This is a genomic window from Microbispora sp. NPDC046933 (assembly GCF_040644635.1).
GTDB lineage: Bacteria > Actinomycetota > Actinomycetes > Streptosporangiales > Streptosporangiaceae > Microbispora.
Genome location: NZ_JBEYWW010000020.1, coordinates 120,568 through 139,315, shown reverse-complemented (window position 1 = coordinate 139,315; position 18,748 = coordinate 120,568). Strand labels below are relative to the sequence as shown.

Genomic DNA, 18,748 nt, shown 5'->3' with positions numbered 1-18,748 from the left:
ATGGACGAGGTGCGCGTCACGCCCGTCGAACGGGTGACCGCCGGCTGGATGACCCTGCTGGCGCTCGCCCAGATGGGCGTCATCATGGCGATGACCGTCGGCAACCAGATCCTGTTGCCCTCCCATGTGGCGCGCATCGACCCGGTGCACAAGGAGGCGTCGCTGGCGACCGTCTTCGCGGTCGGCGCCGTCTGCACGATCATCGCCAACCCGCTGTTCGGCGCCATGTCCGACCGGACCCGTTCCCGGTTCGGCCGGCGCCGTCCCTGGATCGTGGGGGGCGCGCTGGTCTGCGCCGCGTCGCTGGTGTTCCTCGCCTGGCAGGAGTCGCTGGCCGGGCTGGTCGCCGGTTGGGCGGTGGCCCAGCTGGCGTTCACGGCCGCCCTGGCCGCGGCCATCGCCACCGTGCCCGACCAGGTGCCCGTCCGGCAGCGGGGCAAGGTGTCCGCGCTGGCGGGCGTGGGCCAGCTGACCGGTCCGCTGCTGGGCGGGGTCGTGGCCACCGTCCTGCTGACCGGCGCGAAGGCCGGGTTCCTCTCGATGGCGGCGCTGATCCTGCTGCTCGTGCTGCCGTTCGGCCTGTTCACCCGCGAACCCGCGCAAATCCCTGCTGCCGCCGTCACCGTCGGAACCACGGCCGCGCCCACTGCCGCAACCACGGCGCCCGCCGCCACCGCCGGTACGGCGGGGTCGCCGCCGTTCGACCTGCGGGCCTTCCTGCGCGGCCTGTGGGTGAGCCCGCGCCGGCATCCCGACTTCGCCTGGGCCTGGACGAGCCGGCTCATGATCACCCTCACGCTCGCGATGGCGATCGGCTACCTGCAGTACTACCTGCGCGACGCGGTCCACTACGAGCGGCTCTTCCCGGGCTCGACCGTCGAGCAGGGCGTCGTGGTCCTCGTGGCGGTGTTCACGCTGAGCAGCGTCGTGCCGACCCTGCTCGCGGGCTGGCTGTCCGACCGGTACGGCAGCCGCAGGCCCGCGGTCTTCGTCGGCGGCCTCACGATGGCCGCCTCCGGACTGGTGCTGACGTTCCTCACCAGTTGGTCCGCCGCCATCGCGGCGTCCGTACTGCTCGGCGCGGGCTACGGCATGTTCGCCGCAGTCGACCAGGCGATGGTCACCCAGTTGCTGCCCGCCGACGCCGACCGGGCCAAGGACCTCGGCATCGTGAGCCTGGCCAACTCCGCGTCCAACACGCTCGGCCCGGTGATCGCCGCGCCGCTGGTCACCTCGGCCGGCGGTTACCCGCTCATGTACGGCGTGGCGGCGGGCTTCGCCACGCTCGGGGCCTGTCTGATCTGGAGGATCCGCGGTGTCCGCTGAAACCGAGAGCCCCGCCCAGCCGTACGACCAGGGCGCCTGGTGGCGCGACGCGGTGGTCTATCAGGTGTATCCACGCAGCTTCGCCGACGCGAACGGCGACGGCGAAGGGGACCTGCCCGGCGTGCTGTCCCGCCTCGGCCACCTGGCCGACCTGGGCGTCGACGCGATCTGGCTGAGCCCGTTCTACCCCTCGCCGCTGGCCGACGGCGGCTACGACGTGGCCGACTACTGCGACGTCGATCCCCGATATGGCACGCTCGCGGACTTCGACGCGCTCGTGGCCGGGGCCGCGGCGAAGAACATCAAGGTGATCGTCGACATCGTCCCCAACCACTGCTCGGCCGAGCATCCGTGGTTCCGCGCGGCGCTGGCCGCCGGTCCCGGCAGTCCCGAGCGCGAGCGCTTCATCTTCCGCGACGAGCCGAACAACTGGCAGTCCGTGTTCGGCGGCCCGGCCTGGACCCGGGTGCCCGACGGGCAGTGGTACCTGCACCTGTTCGACTCCGGGCAGCCCGACTGGAACTGGCGGCACCCCGACGTGGTCGCCATGTTCGAGCGGGTGCTGCGGTTCTGGCTGGACCGGGGCGTGGCCGGGTTCCGGATCGACGTGGCCAACATGCTGTTCAAGCAGGACGGCCTGCCCGACGTGGTCCCGGGCAGCCAGGGCGGCCCGCTCACCCCGGGTCACACGTCCATGCCCTACGAACACCAGCCGGAGCTGCTGGAGCTCTACCGGTCCTGGCGGAAGATCCTCGACTCCTACCCCGGCGACCGCGGCGCCGCGCCCGCCTGCACCGCCCCCGCCTGCACGGTGGCGGAGATGTGGTCCGGCCATCCCGACCAGGCCAGGCCCTACCTGTCGGGAGACGGGCTGGCCCAGCTGTTCGGCTTCGGGCTGATGCCCACCCCGTGGTCGGCCGAGGAGTTCCGTACGGTCATCGACGCGTCGCACCGGCTGGCGCGCGAGACGGGCGGGTCGCTCCCGTGGGTGCTGGGCAACCACGACGTGCCGCGCATGGTGACCAGGTTCGGCGTCGACCAGGACCTGGTTCGCGCGCCGACCCCGGAGGTGCTGCTCGGCCGGATGGACGTCGACGTCGAGCTGGGCACCAGGCGCGCACGCGCGGCGGCGCTGCTGCTGCTCGCCCTGCCCGGCGGGGCCTACATCTACCAAGGGGACGAACTGGGCCTGCCGGAATATCTCGCCATTCCCGACGAGGCCCGGCAGGATCCCATGTTCGAGCGCACGCTGCGCGCGTTCATCGGCAGGGACGGCTGCCGGGTGCCCCTCCCCTGGTCCGGCACGGCTCCGCCGTACGCGTTCGGAGCCGGCGGCACGCGGCTGCCCACATGGCTGCCGCAGCCGGAGGACTGGGCGGCGCTGACCGTGGCCGCGCAGCGGGACGATCCCGGCTCGACGCTGAACCTCTACCGCGCCGCGCTCGCCATCCGGCGCGATCATCCCGCGCTCGGCGACGGCGACCTGACCTGGCTGGACGCGCCTCCCGGCGTGCTGGCCTTCGCCCGCGACCCCGGATTCACGCTCATGGTGAACTTCGGCGCCGAGCCGGTGCCGCTCGCCTGGCACCACGACGTGCTGCTCGCCAGCGGGCCCCTTGAGGGCGACCTGCTGCCGCCCGACACCGGAGTGTGGCTGGCGTGATCGGTTATGCAGAACCCGGGTTGTGGCTGCTCACCACCCCGTCCAGCGCGTACGCGGTGCGGCTCGGGCCGGACGGCGCGCCGCGCTGCGCGCACTGGGGGCCGCGGATCACGCTCGGCCAGGCCCGCGCGCTGCCCGCCGGGCCCGAGGAACTGCCCGTCGAGGGCGGCGACCGGTTCGGCGTGGCGGGCCTGCAGGTGAGGTACGGCGACGCCGTACGCGGGGTCGAGTGGCGCCACCTCGGTCACGACATCGAAGGCGACGACGCCGACGGCGGTCACCTGACGATCACGATGGCCGACCGGCACTACCCGCTGGAGATCGGCCTGCACTACCGGGTCAGGCCGGACAGCGACGCGATCGACCGCCGGACGACCCTGCGCAACACGGGCGACGGGCCGATCACGATCCTGCGCTGCGACTCGGCGGCCTGGGCGGTGCCGCGGCGTGAGGACTACCGGCTGGCCCACGTCACCGGCGAGTGGGGTGGGGAGTTCCAGGTCAGGCGTACGCCACTGACCGTGGCCGAGACCGTGCTGACCAGCAGGCGCGGGCACAGCGGCCACCACGCCAACCCGTGGCTGATGCTCGACGCGGGCGACGCCACCGAGGACCACGGTGAGGTGTGGAGCGCGGCGCTGGCCTGGAGCGGGAGCTGGCGCATCACCGTCGAACGCGACCACGACGGCCGCGCGGGCTGGAGCGGCGGGTTCGGGCACGAGGGGGTGACCTGGCGGCTCGGACCCGGCGAGTCCCTGGAGACGCCCACGTTCACCGGGGTCTATTCGGCCGAAGGGTTCGGCGGGGTCAGTCATCGGTGGCACGACCACATCCGCCGCCACGTGCTGCCCGCGCCCGGCCGGGTCAGGCCGGTGGTCTACAACTCGTGGGAGGCGACCGAGTTCGACATCTCCCAGGCCCAGCAGATGGAGCTGGCCGAGCTCGCCGCGGGCATCGGCGTGGAGCTGTTCGTGATGGACGACGGCTGGTTCGGCGGGCGCCCAGGCTCGTCCGGCGACGGCACAAGCTCGGAAGACGACGGCACGGGCGTGTCTTCGGGCCGTACGGGTGAGACGGCGGGCCTGGGCGACTGGTGGCCGAACCCCGAGCGCTTCCCCGAGGGCCTCACCCCGCTGGTCGACCACGTGAAGCGGCTCGGCATGAGGTTCGGCCTGTGGGTGGAGCCGGAATCGGTCAATCCCGACAGCGAGCTCTACCGCACCCACCCCGAGTGGGTGTTGCGCCAGCCGAACCGGCGCTCGACCGAGGTGCGCGACCAGCTCCTGCTCGACTTCTCCCGCAACGACGTCGCCGAGTGGGCGTACGACCGGCTCGACGAGCTGGTGACCGGCAACGACATCGCGTTCCTCAAGTGGGACATGAACCGGCCGATCACCGAGGCCGGCGACGAGGTCTGGGTGCCGTACATCAGGAACGTGTACGCCGTGATGGACCGGCTGCGCGCGGCCCATCCCCACCTGATGATCGAGGGCTGCGCGAGCGGCGGGGGCCGCGCCGACCTCGGGATGCTCGCCCGCACCGACCAGATCTGGACCTCGGACAACACCGACGCCGCCCAGCGGATCGCGATCCAGCACGGCTACGGCCAGGTCTATCCGGCCTGCACGATGGGCGCCTGGGTGACCGACAGCCCCAACGCGCTCACCGGCAGGCGAACGCCGCTCGCCTTCCGCTTCCACGTCGCGATGTCCGGCGCGCTCGGCATCGGCGGCGACCTGCGGCGGTGGAGCCCGGCCGACCTGGAGCAGGCGAAGGCCCTGGTCGAGCGGTACAAGCGGATCCGCCCGGTCGTCCACGAGGGCCGGATGGACCGCCTCGCCGACTGGGCCGTGCAGTACACCCTCGATCCGCACGTCGTGGTGCTTTCCTGGCGGCCGACCACGCTGGTCCCCGTGACGGCCCCCGTACGGCTGAAAGGTCTGGACCCGGACGGCGTCTACCGCGACGAGGACACCGGGGAGACGCACCACGGCACGCCACTGATGAGCCACGGGCTGCCCCGGCCGTGGCCGTTCGACGCCACCAGCGAACTGAAGAGGCTCACCCGTGTCGGATAACCCGCTCCCGGAGTACCCGCGCCCCCAGCTCGTCCGCGACGGCTACCTCAACCTCAACGGCCGCTGGGAGTACGCGATCAGGGACTACGCCCCCGAGACGTACGACGGCGAGATCCTCGTGCCGTACTCGCCGGAGGCGCCGCTGTCCGGGGTGAACCGGCAGCTGCTTCCCGGGGAGACCCTCTGGTATCGGCGCTCGTTCGACCTGCCGGAGGGCTTCGCCGACGGGCGGGTGATCCTGCACTTCGGGGCGGTCGACCAGACCTGCCGGGTGTGGGTCAACGACGACGAGGTCGGCGGGCACGAGGGCGGCTACCTGCCGTTCTCTTTCGACGTCACCGACGCGCTCCACGAGAGCGGCAACATCCTCGTCGTGGCCGTCCGGGACGACACCGGGAACGGCTCGCGGGGCAAGCAGCGGCTGCGGCGCGGCGGCATCTGGTACACCGCCCAGTCGGGCATCTGGCAGACGGTCTGGGCCGAGCGCGTGCCCGAGGTCCACGTCGAACGGCTCACGCTGACCCCGCTGCTCGACGACTCGTGCGTGGAGGTGACGGTCCACGCGTCCAGTGGCGAGGCGCGCGTCGAGATCTCGGCCGACGGCGAGACGGTCGCGCGGGCCACGGTGCCGGCCGGGAAGCCGGTGCGGATCCCCCTGCCCGAGGTGCGCGCCTGGAGCCCCGAAGATCCCTTCCTGTACGACGTCACCGTGTCGCTCGGCACGGACCGCGTGCGGAGCTATTTCGGCATGCGCTCCTTCTCGGTCGGGCCGGACGCCGACGGCATCCCCCGGCTGCTGCTGAACGGCCGGCCTTACTTCCACGCCGGAGTGCTCGACCAGGGCTACTGGCCGGACGGCCTCTACACACCACCCAGCGACGAGGCGATGATCCACGACATCGCCACGATGAAGCGGCTCGGCTTCACGATGCTGCGCAAGCACATCAAGATCGAGCCGCTGCGCTGGTATCACCACTGCGACCGGCTCGGCATGCTCGTCTGGCAGGACATGGTCAACGGCGGCGAGCCGTACCGTCCGTGGGTCGTCACCACGCCGGCGTTCCTGCCCGCCGTGCGGCTGGACGACCGCCGTCACCGCCGGTTCGGCCGGGCCGACGCGGCGGGCCGTACGGCGTTCGAGGCCGAGACGCGCGCCACGGTCGAGCACCTGCGCAACGTGGTGAGCCTGGCGGTCTGGGTGCCGTTCAACGAGGGCTGGGGCCAGTTCGACGCCGCGCGGATCGCCGGGGAGCTCGCCCGGCTCGACCCGACGCGTACGGTCGACCACGCCAGCGGCTGGCACGACCAGCGCGCGGGCGACCTGCGCAGCCTCCACGTCTACTTCCGCCGGTTCCGCCCGCCGAGGCCGGACGGCCGGGTGCTCGTGTTGTCCGAATACGGCGGGTACGGCCTGCGCGTCGAGGGCCACGTCTGGGGCGAGAAGGAGTTCGGCTACCGCCGGTACCGTACGGCCGAACGGCTCGGCGAGGCGTTCGCCCGGCTCCACGAGGAGCAGATCATCCCGGCTGTCGCGCGCGGCCTGAGCGCGACCGTCTACACCCAGTTGTCCGACGTGGAGGACGAGATCAACGGCCTGCTCACCTACGACAGGGCGGCGCTCAAACTCCCCGAGGACCTCGTACGCTCGATCATGGAAAGGCTCAGGTTCGCATGACCACGCACGAGCGGGAGATCACCGCACCCGTCGACCTGTGCCTGCCGGACGGGCGACTCAACCCGGGCGCGGTCGGGTGGACACGCCGCCCTCTGCACCGGGGCAACCTGCGCGGCTGGGGACGGCGCAAGCGCTGGGAATACTGGGGGATCGTCACCCCCCGCCACATCATCGGCCTGGTCGCGTCGTCGCTGGACTACGCCGCGGTCAACGGGGTGTACGTGCTCGACCGGGACACCCGCGTGGAGACCGCCAGGGACGTCGTGGTGCCGCTGGCCTGCGGCGCCGTCTTCCCCGACCGCAGCGGCGCCGGGACGGCGTCCGTACGGGGCGGCGGTGTGGCGATCGACATCGATCAGAGTGTTTCCGGCACCGCGATCAGGGCCGTGGCGCCCGGCATCGAGCTCGATCTGGAGGTGCCGCTGCCGGAGGGCCACGAGTCGCTCGGCGTGGTGGTGCCGTGGGGGCCGAACCGGTTCCAGTACACGGTCAAGGACGTCGGCCGTCCGGTGCGCGGGCGGCTGCGGCTGGAGTCGGCCGAGTTCGCCGTCGACGAGGCGGACTCGTTCGCCGTGCTCGACCACGGCCGCGGGAAGTGGCCTTACTCGATCACCTGGAACTGGGCGGCCGGCAGCGGGCCCGGCCGGGCGATCCAGCTCGGCGGCAAGTGGACCGACGGCACCGGTTCGACGGAGAACGCCCTGTTCCTCGGCGGCCGCCTGCACAAGATCGGCGACGAGCTGGAGTGGTCGTACGACCGCGCCGACTGGCTGCGCCCGTGGCGGATCACCGGCCCGCGGGTGGAAGTGGAGTTCCACCCGTTCCACGAGAAGGTGGCCCGCACCGAGCTCGGCCTGGTGGGCAACGAGACGCACCAGTGCTTCGGCCACTTCTCCGGACGGGCTCAGGCCGACGACGGCGCCTGGGTGGACCTCGACGGCCTCACCGGCTGGGCCGAGGAGGCCCGCAACCGCTGGTGATCCTCGCGGATTCACCGCGCCGGGGACGGCCTTCGTGCCCCTCCACGCACTTCGCGTACGCGTAGTCGTGGAGGGGCAAATGAACAGATCCCGGTCGAGCGCAGTTGGCGCTGTTTTCGGGTGAGAAGCCTGGGCTCCGGCGGTTCAGTCGCCGGAGCCCTTGTTCCTGCTCTGCGGAATGAACGCTTCTTACCCCGAAGCATGCGGTTCGTTCCGCAGGCCGTCAGGCAGGCCTTCTAATTGAAAGCGCAGCCAAACAACGTGGGGATCACATCGGAGCAGTGGCCCGCGACGCAGACGTCCCAGAGGATGTCGTCGAGGTCCGAGCGGGAGCATTCGTTCCGGGAGCATTCGTTCCGGAAGCATTCGTTCCGGAAGCATTCATTCTGGAAGCATTCATTCTGGAAGGGTTCGTTTCGGAAGCAGTTGTTCTCGATGGTGGCGTTGTTCGTAGACGGGTTGGTACGACCCCAGCCAGCTGGGACGGTTGACGCGCTCGCGGCTGTGGCGCCCACGGCGAGGGCACCACCGCCGAGCGCGGTGGAAAGTGCGAGTCCGGCGATGACCTTCTTGAGCTTGGGCATTTCGTCCCCCTCTAAAGGATCAACTGCCTAATGTGTGCGCCATTCCTATATCAACAGGAATGGCGTCTAATGACCGTTAAGTGGTCATTGCCCCGCGACGTCATTGTTTCCCGACAGAACCAGCGACAAACGGCGATCTACGGTGTTTAATGCCTATTGTCCCAATAAGAGCCTTCACAGAGCACTTATGTCTCCTTTATCCCTGAATGTCCGATTTCAGCTCGGCCTGTGTGGGAGGCGACAGGCGTCGTCCGACCGCAGCCTGCCGTCCAGAGCGTCCCTGAGCGCGTCGAGAAGTAGCGGAAACCAACGCCACCAGCTCCGCCCCGTCCTCGTCCGTCCTCTTCTGGTCGGCGCCGCTCAGATGACACAGCGAGGCGTTGGCGCTGCTGTCGAAGGTCGCACGTAGTTCAATGCCGGAGTCCGGCCTCAGCCCGCGCGCAGCATGGTGACGAGCGCGTGCGCGACATCGAGGAACTGCTCACGCGAAGAGGTCGTCGTCTGCAGGTCGACGAACGCCTCGTGGGCCCCGGCCTCGGCGAGGGTCAGCACATAGTCGGCGACCTGCCGTACGGTTCCCGCGTGCGGCACCTGCTCGGCGGGCGCCGGTGAGTCGGTGATCTCCGGGTTGATCCGCACCACCATGCGCAGAGTGGACGGGTCCCGGTTCGCGCGGGACGCGGCCTCCAGCGCCAGGCCCCACAGGGAGGTCAGGTAGGGCATGGGCATGGCCGCGCTCAGCCAGCCGTCGGCCCGCCGGCCGACCCTCTCCAGCGCCGGAGGCGTGTAGCCCGCGAGCAGGATCGGCGGGCGCGGCCGCTGGCAGGGCTTGAGGTCGATGTGCGACGGCGGCACCGTCCACAGGGCGCCCTTGTGCTCGACCACCTCACCGGTCCAGACGGCCTCCATCAGGTCGAGCGTCTCCTCCAGCCGGTCTCCCCTCCCCTGCCAGGGCACCCCGGTCGCGGTGTACTCGTCGCGAAGCCAGCCGAGACCGATGCCGACGTCCAGCCGCCCGTGGCTGAGCAGGTCGAGCGAGGTCAGCGTACGGGCGAGCAGGACGGGCGGCTGCCACAGCGCGTTGAGCGTGCTGGTCCCCAGCCGGATCTCCCGCGTGCTGACCGCGGCCAGCGTCAGTGCGGTGAGCGGGTCGAAGAACGTGCCGAAAGCCGGGGGGACCGTCCCGTCTCCTCCGGGGTACGGATCGCTGGGCGTCAGCGGAAGCAGGATGCGGTCGCCCGCCCACAGGCTGTCGTAGCCCATCGCTTCGAGATCCGCGCTCGCCTGCCGGATGAAATCCGGGTCGGCGAACGCGCCGTACTGAGGGACCGTGTATCCGAGCCGCATGAGTGTTTCCTTCGCACTACGCCGGTAGAAGACTCGCCCTGATCGGGCGTCGGCGGAGACGCTAGGAAGACCCGCTTGCGGAAAACTTGGGCAAGTCGACTTTCAGGGTCCAAGAGCGTCCCAAGGCTGGGGTTACCTGTGGACCGTGGCCGAAACCGGCAGGACGAAGGTTCCTGCGCGCCGCTCCTCCACTGCGGCGCACGTCAGGACAGCGGCGAGGCGAGCGGATGCCCGGCCCGAAGGCGTCACGCCCTTCACCCGGCCCGAAGGCGACCTCACGGCTTTTCGCCCGGCCCGAAGACGGCCTGTTGATCTTCCCGGCGGCCCGGCGGGCCGGGCGAAATTCCGCTCCGAGCATCCGCTCCCGATGCGTCCGCTCAGGCGCCGGTCGTCGCCTCCGCACGCGCGGTCGCCGTCTCCTCGGACCCCGCCGCGGACTCCTCGGTGGACTCCTCGGTGGACTCTCCGGTGGAGTCCTCGGCGGCGTCGGGGTGCGCCGCGATGAACTGCTCGATGACCTCGTCGGCCATCTTCCCGCGCGCGGGCACGTCCAGCCCCTGCTCGCGGGCCCATTCGCGCACGTCCGTCAGGGTGTAGCCGCGCAGGCGCGGGGAGGTGTCGGCGGCCTTCTTGGACCGCGACGCCTGCTTCACCTCACGGGCGTTCTCCAGCACTTCCTCGATGAACGCGAGAGCCTCGCTCAGCCGCTGCTGGTTCGCGTCGGACAGGTCGATGGAGAAGGTCCGGTTCAGCAGCGGGAACTCCCGTCTCGCCACATCGTCGCCCTCGGAGTGGTCGAGGTCGTCAACCAGTATCACCTTCTGCGCCACGTGCAGCCCTTCCAGGGTGGATCTCCGTCTATCTGGACCGTGGCATCCTACTGGTGCTTCCATCACCGGCCCGCCTTCCCGGGTGCTTCGCCTCGAGGACAAGGGCCGCCGCGGCGCCTCAGCGTTTGCGCTTCCGTCCGCCGGTGCGGCCCCGGGCACCGGGGCGCGGGCCGGGCACGAACCTGAACGGGTGGGACCGCGCGCGCATGGTGTCGACGACCAGCCTGCGCAGCTCCTCCATGCTCTCCTCGGCGGGGTGGCCGGAGGCTGCCATCGCCTCGACGAGGGTGAGCGCGTGCGACCCCGCCATGGCACGTAGCTGCTCCAGCACCTTCTCCGGGCCCGCCAGCTCCAGCAGGCCGAGCACGCCCTCCGTCGTCACCCGCAGATTCTCGTCGGCGCCGAGGTCGTCCGGGCCCAGGTCCCCGCGTTGGGCGAGCTCCATGAGGACCATGGGGCCCAGCACCGGATCCGTACGCAGGCCGGGCAGCATCGACCGCAAACCCGGATTGATCTCGGCCAGGAGGGAGAGCATGGCGGCCGCCCGGCTGCGGAAGGAACAGGCGCGGACCGCGTCCAGCAGCGGCCCCACGTCGCCTCCGTGCGCCGCGAGCCAGCCGTCCAGCTCCTGTGCGGCGGCGTCCGGCGGGTAGTGCTCCATGAGCACCCCCAGCAGCTCCGCCGCCGGGGCGTCCACCAGCTCGCCGATCAGCGGAGCGTCCCGGCCCTCGGCCAGCATTCGCGCCCGCACCGCCCGTGCGCCCAGCGGTGTCAGCCGTACGAGGAGGCCCGGCTCGGCGAGACGCCGCAGCAGCCGGGCCCGCGCCTCCGCCGGCAGCGGAGGCTCGCCGTCGTCAGACAGATCGTCGTCAGGAACATCGCCGGCGAGGTCGCTGGAGTACAGCTCGTCGGCCACGCCGCGGCTCAGCTCCACAGCGCCGAGCTCGGCCAGCACCTCCAGCGCCCACGCCAGCTCCAGCCCGAGCCGATCGCGCCACGTCTCCTCCGGCACGTGGTCGGACGGGACGTAGTCCTGGCAGACCAGCCAGACCGTCTCCTCCAGCCGGACCACGGGCATCGGGCTCGCCATTCCATACACGCTGTTGAGCACGTCGGGCATCAGCTCGTCGAACACCGACCACAGCAGCGACGGCGGCGCCAGCATGTCGCGGCCCAGCTCGAAGTACGCCTCGAACGCGCGCGACCACAGGGTCTCCGGGTCGCGCAGGAGCGGCGCGGCCTTGGCGACGCGGAGCAGGCGGCCCTTGGACGCGCGGACGATCCTGGCGTGCTTCGCCCAGGCGAGCAGGAGACCGACACCCGGCAGGTCCGCGGCGCTGCGCACCTTGAGATCCTGCTCGCCCGTGCCGAGCAGTTCGGCCAGTTCCCGGGCGTCGGCCAGGCGAAGGTGGCCGGCCTCGGTGAGCGTCTTCCCCTCGGGTCCAACCCAGTCGGCCAGGGCCGTCAGCCGCCGTACGGTGTCGCTGCGCGCCGCCGCCTCGGCGAGTTCGCGTGCGGGCGGCAGGGCCAGCGGAGGCTGCGGGATAGCCCGCAGCTCGTCGAGATGCGGGCGGCCGAGCCTGGCCTCGACCACCCTGTCGAGCGCCTCGGTGTCGTACGGCACCCGGCCCGCCTCGACGTCCCGGGGAAGCCTCTCCAGCGCCTTACGGTCGGTCAGGTCGATGCCGCTGTCGAGCGCCGTCTGCGCCCAGAACTTGGCGATGCCCATGCGCGCGGGGTCGTCGAGCGCCGCCGGGTAGAACGCGACGGCGGCCTCCACCGCTTGCTCCAGCTCGGCCAGGGTGGCGCCACGGGGGTCGCGCAGCCCCTTCGCGGCGATGTACCGCAGCAGCGTCAGCAGGCTGGTCGGTGCGGCGTCCAGCTCGTGCCGGGGAGCGGTGACGTAGCGCGGGATCCACTCGAGCAGGAACCTGCGCACCTGCGCCTCGTCCCAGTAGGCCAGCCGGCCGTCGACGCTGCGGTGGCGGGAGTCCAGGGCCGCCTCCAGCACCAGCGGGTCGGCGGCCATGCCGCGCTCCCCCGCCCAGACGAGGCAGCGGCGGACCAGCAGGTCCTTGGCCGCCTCGAACTCCTCGTCCTCATGCGGCTCGAACCACGTGCGCATCAGACACCCCCACCGTCGGCCATGCAGGGGAGGGTATCCGTACGTGGACGGACGGCACCGGGAAACGGCCCCGGCTCCGGAGACAGAGCTCGGAAACCAGGGCTCAGGAGCCGGTGTGGAGGCGGCGGTGCAGCGCGCGGACCTCGTCCGCCAGTGCGGGCACGGGACCGGCCACCCGCACATTCGGCGCGACCTCGTTGACCGGGAGCGTCCGCACCGGCGGGGGCGGCACGTCCCACTCGGCCAGCCACTGCGCGAGCTGGGCCGACGACACCACGTAGACGATCCGTCCCAGCCCCACCCACCCGTGCGCCGCCGCGCACATGGGGCAGTGCTCCCCGGAGGTGTAGACCGTGGCCTTCGCCCGTTCCTCCGGCGTCATGTTCCCCGCGGCCCAGCGCGCCAGCTCGAACTCGGGGTGCCGCGTGTGGTCACCGCCCGCCACCCGGTTGCGGTCTTCGGCCAGCACCTTCCCGTCCCCGGAGACCAGGACCGAGCCGAAGGGCTCGTCGTCCGCCTCCAGCGCTTCGGCCGCCAGTTCCACACAGCGGCGAAGGTGCCTCAGTTCTTCGGATGTCGGCTCGTAACTCACGATCGAAACCGTATCTCCGAGTGGGGGCGGACGCGCCGGACCTGCATGCCCTCTGACCTGGGAAGTCGCACCTTTATCGAGTTGTTATATCCAGGTGAACGAAGGCCGGAGACCGCTGGACATCCGCCGCATCTACGTCGAGCCCGCCGCGGCCGAGCTGCCGCGTGGCAAGGAGATCCTGGAGCGCTTCCCCGAAGCCGAGCGCATCGAGATCGAGGCCCATCACCGCATCCCCGAGCTGTACGGGGACGAGTCGAACGTGGCCCGCTGGGTCAGGATCAAGACCGAGGCGCTGGTCCTCGGCGTCAAGAAGTCGCTCACCGCGCGGCCGAACGGCCGGTCGAGCGACTTCATCGCGCCCTCGACCGCCAACGGCTGCGCGATGGCCTGCGCGTACTGCTACGTGCCGCGCCGCAAGGGCTACAGCAACCCGATCACGGTGTTCGCCAACATCGACAAGATCACGGGTTATCTCGCCAGGCACGCCGCGCGGCAGGGCGTCAAGCCCGAGCCCAACCAGGTGGACCCGCACGCCTGGGTCTACGACATCGGCGAGAACTCCGACTGCTCGGTGGACGCGACCGTCTCCGACAACGTGCGCGACCTCGTCGGTCTCTTCCGCGACCTGCCGAACGCCAAGGCGAGCTTCGCCACCAAGTACGTCAACCGCGACCTGCTCGGCTGGGATCCACGAGGCCGTACGCGCATTCGCTTCAGCCTGATGCCGGCCGCCGACGCCAAGCTGCTGGACATCCGCACCTCGCCGGTCGCCGACCGGATCGCGGCGATCGACGACTTCGTCGAGGCGGGATACGAGGTGCACGTCAACTTCAGCCCTGTGGTCGTCCGCGACGGCTGGCTGGAGGACTGGGCGGAGCTGCTCGGACAGCTCGACGACGCGCTGAGCCCGGCGGCCCGCGCCCAGCTCGCCGCCGAGGTCGTCTTCCTCACGCACAACGACCGGCTGCACGAGGTCAACCTCGGGTGGCATCCCAAGGCCGAGGAGGTGCTGTGGCGTCCCGACCTCCAGCAGCCGAAGCGCTCGCAGACGGGCGGCTGGAACGTCCGCTACAAGACCGGCCACAAGGGCCGCTACGTCACCGCGCTCACCGACCTGATCGCCGAGAAGATCCCGTACTGCCGGGTCCGCTACGCCTTCTGACCCCCGCCGTCATCCCGCGAGTTCGCGTACGACGTCGGGCCTGTTGGTGATGACGCCGTCCACACCCGCGCCGATCAGGCGGCGTACGGCGGTGGGGGCGTCCACGGTCCAGGCGAGGACCTTCATGCGCAGCCGGTGGACGCGCCGGACGTACTCCGCCGTGACGCCGGCGTACGGCGGGTTGATCTGGTCGGCGAACCGGGCCAGGCCGGGCAGGTCCGCGGCCTGCGGCGTGCCGAGCAGGCCGATCGGCACCCGAGGCACGAGGCGGTGGAAGCGGCGCATCGAGTCCCAGTCGAACGACTGCACCACGATCCGGCCGCGCCAGGCCGGGTCGCGCCCGATCTCCTCGGCCGCCCGGGCCTCGATGCCGGGATAGAGCCGGGGATCCTTGATCTCCAGCAGCAGGCCGAGCCCGCTGCCGCGCATCGCGCGCAGCACCTTGCCGAGGGTGGGCACCGGCTCCCCCGCGTACCTTCGGGAAAACCACGAGCCGGCGTCGAGCTTGCGGATCTCGGCCAGCGTGAGGTCGCCGACCCGCCACGGCGCCCGGCCGGGGAAGACCTCCTCCGCGTCGGTCGTACGGCCGAGCGTCGTGTCGTGCATCAGGACCAGGTGGTGATCCCTGGTCTCCTGGACGTCGAGTTCGACCATGTCCGCGCCCTGGTCGCGGGCGAGTTCGAAGGCGGCGACGGTGTTCTCCGGCGCGTACGCGGACGCGCCGCGATGGGCCACGACCAGAGGCCCCGACGCCGCCGTGGCGGGGACGATCGAGGTGAGGGCGATCAGGACGGTCGCGGCGATGAGGCCGAGTCGCCGGCGCATGGTTCTCCTCGGAGTCGGGAGCGACTACGAGGAGAACCTGACCATGCACCTTTACATCCAGTTGATTTTCGAATGGCGGCCGGGTGCCGGCTCGGTGAGCATCGCCCCGTCTCCGGGCATCCCGCCCGTATCGGTCACAGGCGCGCCGCGGTGACCACCACCGTGGCATAGGTCATCGTGAAGCCGCCTCCCATCCGGTCGATCGCGGCCCCGACGTCCGCCAGCGCCTCCGCGAGCTTGTCCTGCGGGAGCCGGGTCAGGGCGCCGGACGTGGGCATCTGGTCCAGCCACTCGTCGCGGGTGTAGAAGCGCTGCCAGTCGTAGCGCCACTGCTCGGGGTCGCCGAACGCGCCCGCGTCCCTGATCCCATCGGCGGCCTTGACGAGTAGCGGCCGGTAGCCGTCGAGGGCCGACCCCGCAGGCCGGTCCTGGGACGGGAAGCCGGGCATCACCCGCCGGAAGACCGCGGCATGGGCCTCCGCCACGGCGGGCGGGGGCTCGAACACGTGCCAGAACGCCGCCAGCCGCCCGCCGGGACGCAGCACCTCGGCGGCCCTGGCCGCTCCGGCGGCCGGATCGACCCAGTGCCAGGCCGTTCCGGCGACGACCGCGTCGAATGTCCGCCCGGCGGGGTCCCAGGCTTCGAAGGTCGCCACCTCGACCTCGAGTCCGTCACGGCGCGCGAAGTCCGCCATCCGCGCGTCGGGTTCGACGCCGAGCACCGTGCAGCCCGCCGCCTGGAACTGCCGGGCCGCGATGCCGGTGCCGCAGCCGACGTCGAGGACGTCGCGCCCGGGGCTGGTGGCGACGATGCGCTCCACCATCGCGTCGGGATAGGGCGGCCGGGTCCGGTCGTAACGCTCGGCGTCCACGCCGAACGACTCCGCCATCCCCCTGGCCTTGTGTGGTTCGTTCTCGGAAGGCGAAGTGGGCATGCGCCCACTATGAGTGGGCAAGTGCCCACTCGTCAATCGGGATAATGTCGACGGACCGACAGGAGGGAGGGAACGGTGCCGACGGGGGTTGCCCTCCGCGACGCGCGGGAGCAGTTGTTCGCCGCCGCCGAGCGCGTCCTGCTCAGGGACGGGCCGAGCGCGCTGACCAGCCGGGCGGTCACCACCGAGGCGGGCTGCGCCAAGGGTGTGCTGCACCGGCACTTCGCCGACTTCGACGCCTTCCTCGCCGAGCTCGTGCTCGACCGCATCGCCAGGATCGACGGTCAGGCCGCCGCCCTGCGCGCGTCCGCCGGGAGCGGCACCGTCGCCGGCAACCTCACCGCCGTGCTGACGGACCTGTTCGGGTCGGTCGCGGTGGCGGTCGTCGGCCTGATCATCTCCCGCGACGCCCTGCGCGCCCGGCTGCGCCAGGCGAGGCCGGGCCCTGGCCTCCCGCTCCTGACGGAGGCCGCGGCCATGCTCGCCTCCTACCTCGCCGCCGAGCGCGACCTGGGCCGCATCACGGCGGACGCCGACGTCGACACGCTCGCCCCCACGCTGCTCGGAGCCTCACACCTGCTGTTCGCCGACCGGGACGGCGGCCCGCCCCAGGCCGACGCCGTCCACAAGATGGTGACCACGGTCATCGCCGGCGTCGTACGGAGCGAGTCGCGAACGCGGGAAGCCGCCCCCTTCTACGACACGGTCACCGCGAGCCGAGCTCGAACCCCCCGGCCCTGACGCCGTCGAGGAACGCGGCCCACGCAACCCCCTGCCCCAGATCGCCCGAGGCGAGTACACGTCCACCGGCGCTCCTCCCTCCTTTAGGTGATCGAATGACAACCCAAAGTAATCACATGAGCGCCGGGAGTGGGGCGGGTAACGTGATCAGGCGTGACGAGGCCGGCGCTGTTCGATCTGGACAACACACTGGTCGACCACGACGAGGCCTTCCGCAGGTGGGCCGGGGAGTTCGCGGACGGCCACGGCCTGGACGCCGAGGCGGTCGAGCGGCTGGTCGCCCTCGACGGGCACGGCTACCTGCCGCGCGAGACGCTTTGGACCTCGTCCGCTGCCCCCCGGGAAGTCCGCGACGGCCTGACCCGCCTGCGTACGGCGGGCCGGCGGGTGGCGATCGGCATCCTGCTGTCCGACGCGGAAGGGCGGTAGCGACATGGACGACGGCGACCGTCTCATGCTGCGCCGCACCTTCACCGAGGACGCCGCCCTCTACGACCGGATGCGGCCCGGCTACCCCGCCGCGATGTTCGAGCACATCCCCCGCGGCAGCCGCGTGCTGGAGATCGGCTGCGGCACCGGCCAGGCCACGGCCTCCCTCGCCGGGCGCGGCTGCGCGGTCACGGCGGTGGAGCTGGGGACCGAGATGGCGGCGCTCGCCCGCCGCAAGCTCGCCCGATTTCCCGACGTGGAAGTCGTCAACGCGGCCTTCGAGGAATGGCCGCTGCCGCCGGAGCCGTTCGACGTCGTCTTCGCCGCCACCAGCTTCCACTGGATCGACCCCGCGACACGGGTGGGCAGGTCGGCCGACGCGCTGCGGCCGGGCGGGCTGCTGGCCGTCGTCTCCACCGAGCACGTCGCCGGGGGCAGCGAGGCGTTCTTCGCCGAGGTCCAGCGCTGTTACGAGCGGTGGGACCCCGCCACACCGCCCGACCTGCGGCTGAAACCGGGCAGTGACATCCCGTACGACAGCGGCGAGATCGACGCCTCCGGCCGCTTCGGGCCGGTGCGGTTCCACCGTTACGAGTGGGATCACGCCTATACGACTCGGGAGTACCTCGACCTGCTCAGGACGTACTCCAACCATCGCGCCCTGCCCGCCGAGGATCTCGCGGAGCTCGGCTGCATCGCGGCACTGATCGACGGCCGATATGGCGGTCGCATCGTGAAGCGCTACCTCACCCAGCTCGCCCTGGCGGAAAGGCTCGGCTGACGGGTCAGCCCAGCAGTGGCGCGAGTGCCGTCTCCAGGTCGGGCACGCCGGTGAAGAGGACGGCCGTCATGCCGAGCGCCCTGGCCGCCTCGACGTTCTCCGCTCGGTCGTCGACGAACAGGCACCGCCCGAGTGGCACACCCGCGCGCTCGGCGGCGATCTCGTAGATGCGGGGGTCGGGCTTGCCCACTCCCACCCGGGCGCTGCTGACCACCTCGTCGGCGAAGTGGCTCAGGCCCAGCCAGGCGAGGTCGTCCTCCAGATCCAGCGTCGCGTTGGTCACCAGCACGACGGGCACGTACGCCTGGGCCCGGCGCAGCAGGCCGAGCACGTCCTCGTCCACCCGGGCGGGCGCCTTGACGAACGCTGTGACCAGCTCGCGGGCCTGCTCCCGCGGCACCTGGAGGGCCAGGGCGGCCTCGGCCGCCTCCATCCACTGCTCGACGGTGATCTGCCCCAGCAGCGCCGGCCGGTCCACCTCGGGCGCGAAGACGACCCTGGCCGTGGTGCCCTCGGCCAGGCCTACGGCTCGTTCCAGCTCGGTCAGCTCCGTCTGGTCGTGGAAGCGGATGACACCGTCGAAGTCGCACAGCACCGCGTCGTACGGCCGGGGGATCGTCACCGCCCATGCATACCACGCATGGCGGGTGCGGCGACGTGCTCACCGCGGAGCCG

Annotated in this window: 17 protein-coding genes; 9 read left to right on the top strand and 8 right to left on the bottom strand. The window is 71.4% G+C overall.

The features are described from left to right. From ABZ857_RS25880 to ABZ857_RS25860, 5 genes are read left to right on the top strand one after another with little or no spacing between them, the layout of a single operon-like run. A complete protein-coding gene (locus tag ABZ857_RS25880; RefSeq protein WP_357047046.1) occupies positions 1-1,326 on the top strand; it encodes an MFS transporter in 1,326 nt (441 codons plus the stop codon). Continuing rightward, the gene (locus ABZ857_RS25875; RefSeq protein WP_357047044.1) at positions 1,316-2,989 is read left to right on the top strand and encodes a glycoside hydrolase family 13 protein; all 1,674 of its coding nucleotides are present in this window, start codon (positions 1,316-1,318) and stop codon (positions 2,987-2,989) included. The genes ABZ857_RS25880 and ABZ857_RS25875 overlap by 11 nt, the downstream gene beginning before the upstream one ends. Next, on the top strand, positions 2,986-5,067 hold the full coding sequence (locus tag ABZ857_RS25870; protein WP_357047042.1) for an alpha-galactosidase: 2,082 nt from the start codon (positions 2,986-2,988) through the stop codon (positions 5,065-5,067). Before ABZ857_RS25875 ends, ABZ857_RS25870 begins: the two co-directional genes overlap by 4 nt. Further along, entirely contained in the window at positions 5,057-6,742 is a 1,686-nt protein-coding gene (locus tag ABZ857_RS25865; RefSeq protein ID WP_357047040.1) for a sugar-binding domain-containing protein, read from the top strand. The genes ABZ857_RS25870 and ABZ857_RS25865 overlap by 11 nt, the downstream gene beginning before the upstream one ends. Further along, positions 6,739-7,722, top strand: coding sequence for a DUF2804 domain-containing protein (locus ABZ857_RS25860; protein ID WP_357047038.1), 984 nt, complete (start codon positions 6,739-6,741; stop codon positions 7,720-7,722). The genes ABZ857_RS25865 and ABZ857_RS25860 overlap by 4 nt, the downstream gene beginning before the upstream one ends. 236 nt (positions 7,723-7,958) lie before the next feature. Here the strand turns inward: ABZ857_RS25860 and ABZ857_RS25855 are convergent, their stop codons facing one another. From ABZ857_RS25855 to ABZ857_RS25835, 5 genes are all read right to left on the bottom strand, one after another. Further along, positions 7,959-8,306, bottom strand: a complete 348-nt coding sequence (locus ABZ857_RS25855; protein ID WP_357047036.1) for a hypothetical protein — start codon at positions 8,304-8,306, stop codon at positions 7,959-7,961. A 429-nt stretch (positions 8,307-8,735) separates the two neighbouring features. Next, positions 8,736-9,653, bottom strand: a complete 918-nt coding sequence (locus ABZ857_RS25850) for a TIGR03619 family F420-dependent LLM class oxidoreductase (protein ID WP_357047034.1) — start codon at positions 9,651-9,653, stop codon at positions 8,736-8,738. Positions 9,654-10,030: 377 nt separating this feature from the next. Further along, entirely contained in the window at positions 10,031-10,483 is a 453-nt protein-coding gene (locus ABZ857_RS25845; RefSeq protein WP_357047032.1) for an Lsr2 family protein, read from the bottom strand. Between the two features lie 118 nt (positions 10,484-10,601). After that, on the bottom strand, positions 10,602-12,608 hold the full coding sequence (locus ABZ857_RS25840) for a hypothetical protein (protein ID WP_357047030.1): 2,007 nt from the start codon (positions 12,606-12,608) through the stop codon (positions 10,602-10,604). A 103-nt stretch (positions 12,609-12,711) separates the two neighbouring features. Then, complete coding sequence (locus ABZ857_RS25835) at positions 12,712-13,200, bottom strand: nucleoside deaminase (RefSeq protein ID WP_357047028.1); 489 nt, start codon at positions 13,198-13,200, stop codon at positions 12,712-12,714. Positions 13,201-13,294: 94 nt separating this feature from the next. On the opposite strand from ABZ857_RS25835, the gene ABZ857_RS25830 reads away from it, so the two are divergent. After that, complete coding sequence (locus ABZ857_RS25830; RefSeq protein WP_357047026.1) at positions 13,295-14,362, top strand: spore photoproduct lyase family protein; 1,068 nt, start codon at positions 13,295-13,297, stop codon at positions 14,360-14,362. Between the two features lie 9 nt (positions 14,363-14,371). On the opposite strand, the gene ABZ857_RS25825 is transcribed toward ABZ857_RS25830, so the two are convergent. Beyond that, entirely contained in the window at positions 14,372-15,187 is an 816-nt protein-coding gene (locus ABZ857_RS25825) for a glycerophosphodiester phosphodiesterase family protein (protein WP_357047024.1), read from the bottom strand. Positions 15,188-15,321: 134 nt separating this feature from the next. Then, positions 15,322-16,122, bottom strand: coding sequence for a class I SAM-dependent methyltransferase (locus tag ABZ857_RS25820; protein WP_357047022.1), 801 nt, complete (start codon positions 16,120-16,122; stop codon positions 15,322-15,324). A gap of 75 nt (positions 16,123-16,197) precedes the next feature. Between ABZ857_RS25820 and ABZ857_RS25815 the strand changes: the two genes are divergently transcribed. From ABZ857_RS25815 to ABZ857_RS25805, 3 genes are all read left to right on the top strand, one after another. After that, a complete protein-coding gene (locus ABZ857_RS25815) occupies positions 16,198-16,863 on the top strand; it encodes a TetR/AcrR family transcriptional regulator (protein ID WP_357047020.1) in 666 nt (221 codons plus the stop codon). 153 nt (positions 16,864-17,016) lie between these two features. After that, a complete protein-coding gene (locus ABZ857_RS25810) occupies positions 17,017-17,292 on the top strand; it encodes a hypothetical protein (protein ID WP_357047018.1) in 276 nt (91 codons plus the stop codon). A 4-nt stretch (positions 17,293-17,296) separates the two neighbouring features. Next, positions 17,297-18,073, top strand: a complete 777-nt coding sequence (locus ABZ857_RS25805) for a class I SAM-dependent methyltransferase (RefSeq protein WP_357047016.1) — start codon at positions 17,297-17,299, stop codon at positions 18,071-18,073. A 4-nt stretch (positions 18,074-18,077) separates the two neighbouring features. Here the strand turns inward: ABZ857_RS25805 and ABZ857_RS25800 are convergent, their stop codons facing one another. After that, the gene (locus ABZ857_RS25800) at positions 18,078-18,695 is read right to left on the bottom strand and encodes an HAD-IA family hydrolase (RefSeq protein ID WP_357047014.1); all 618 of its coding nucleotides are present in this window, start codon (positions 18,693-18,695) and stop codon (positions 18,078-18,080) included. Positions 18,696-18,748: the final 53 nt, after the last annotated feature.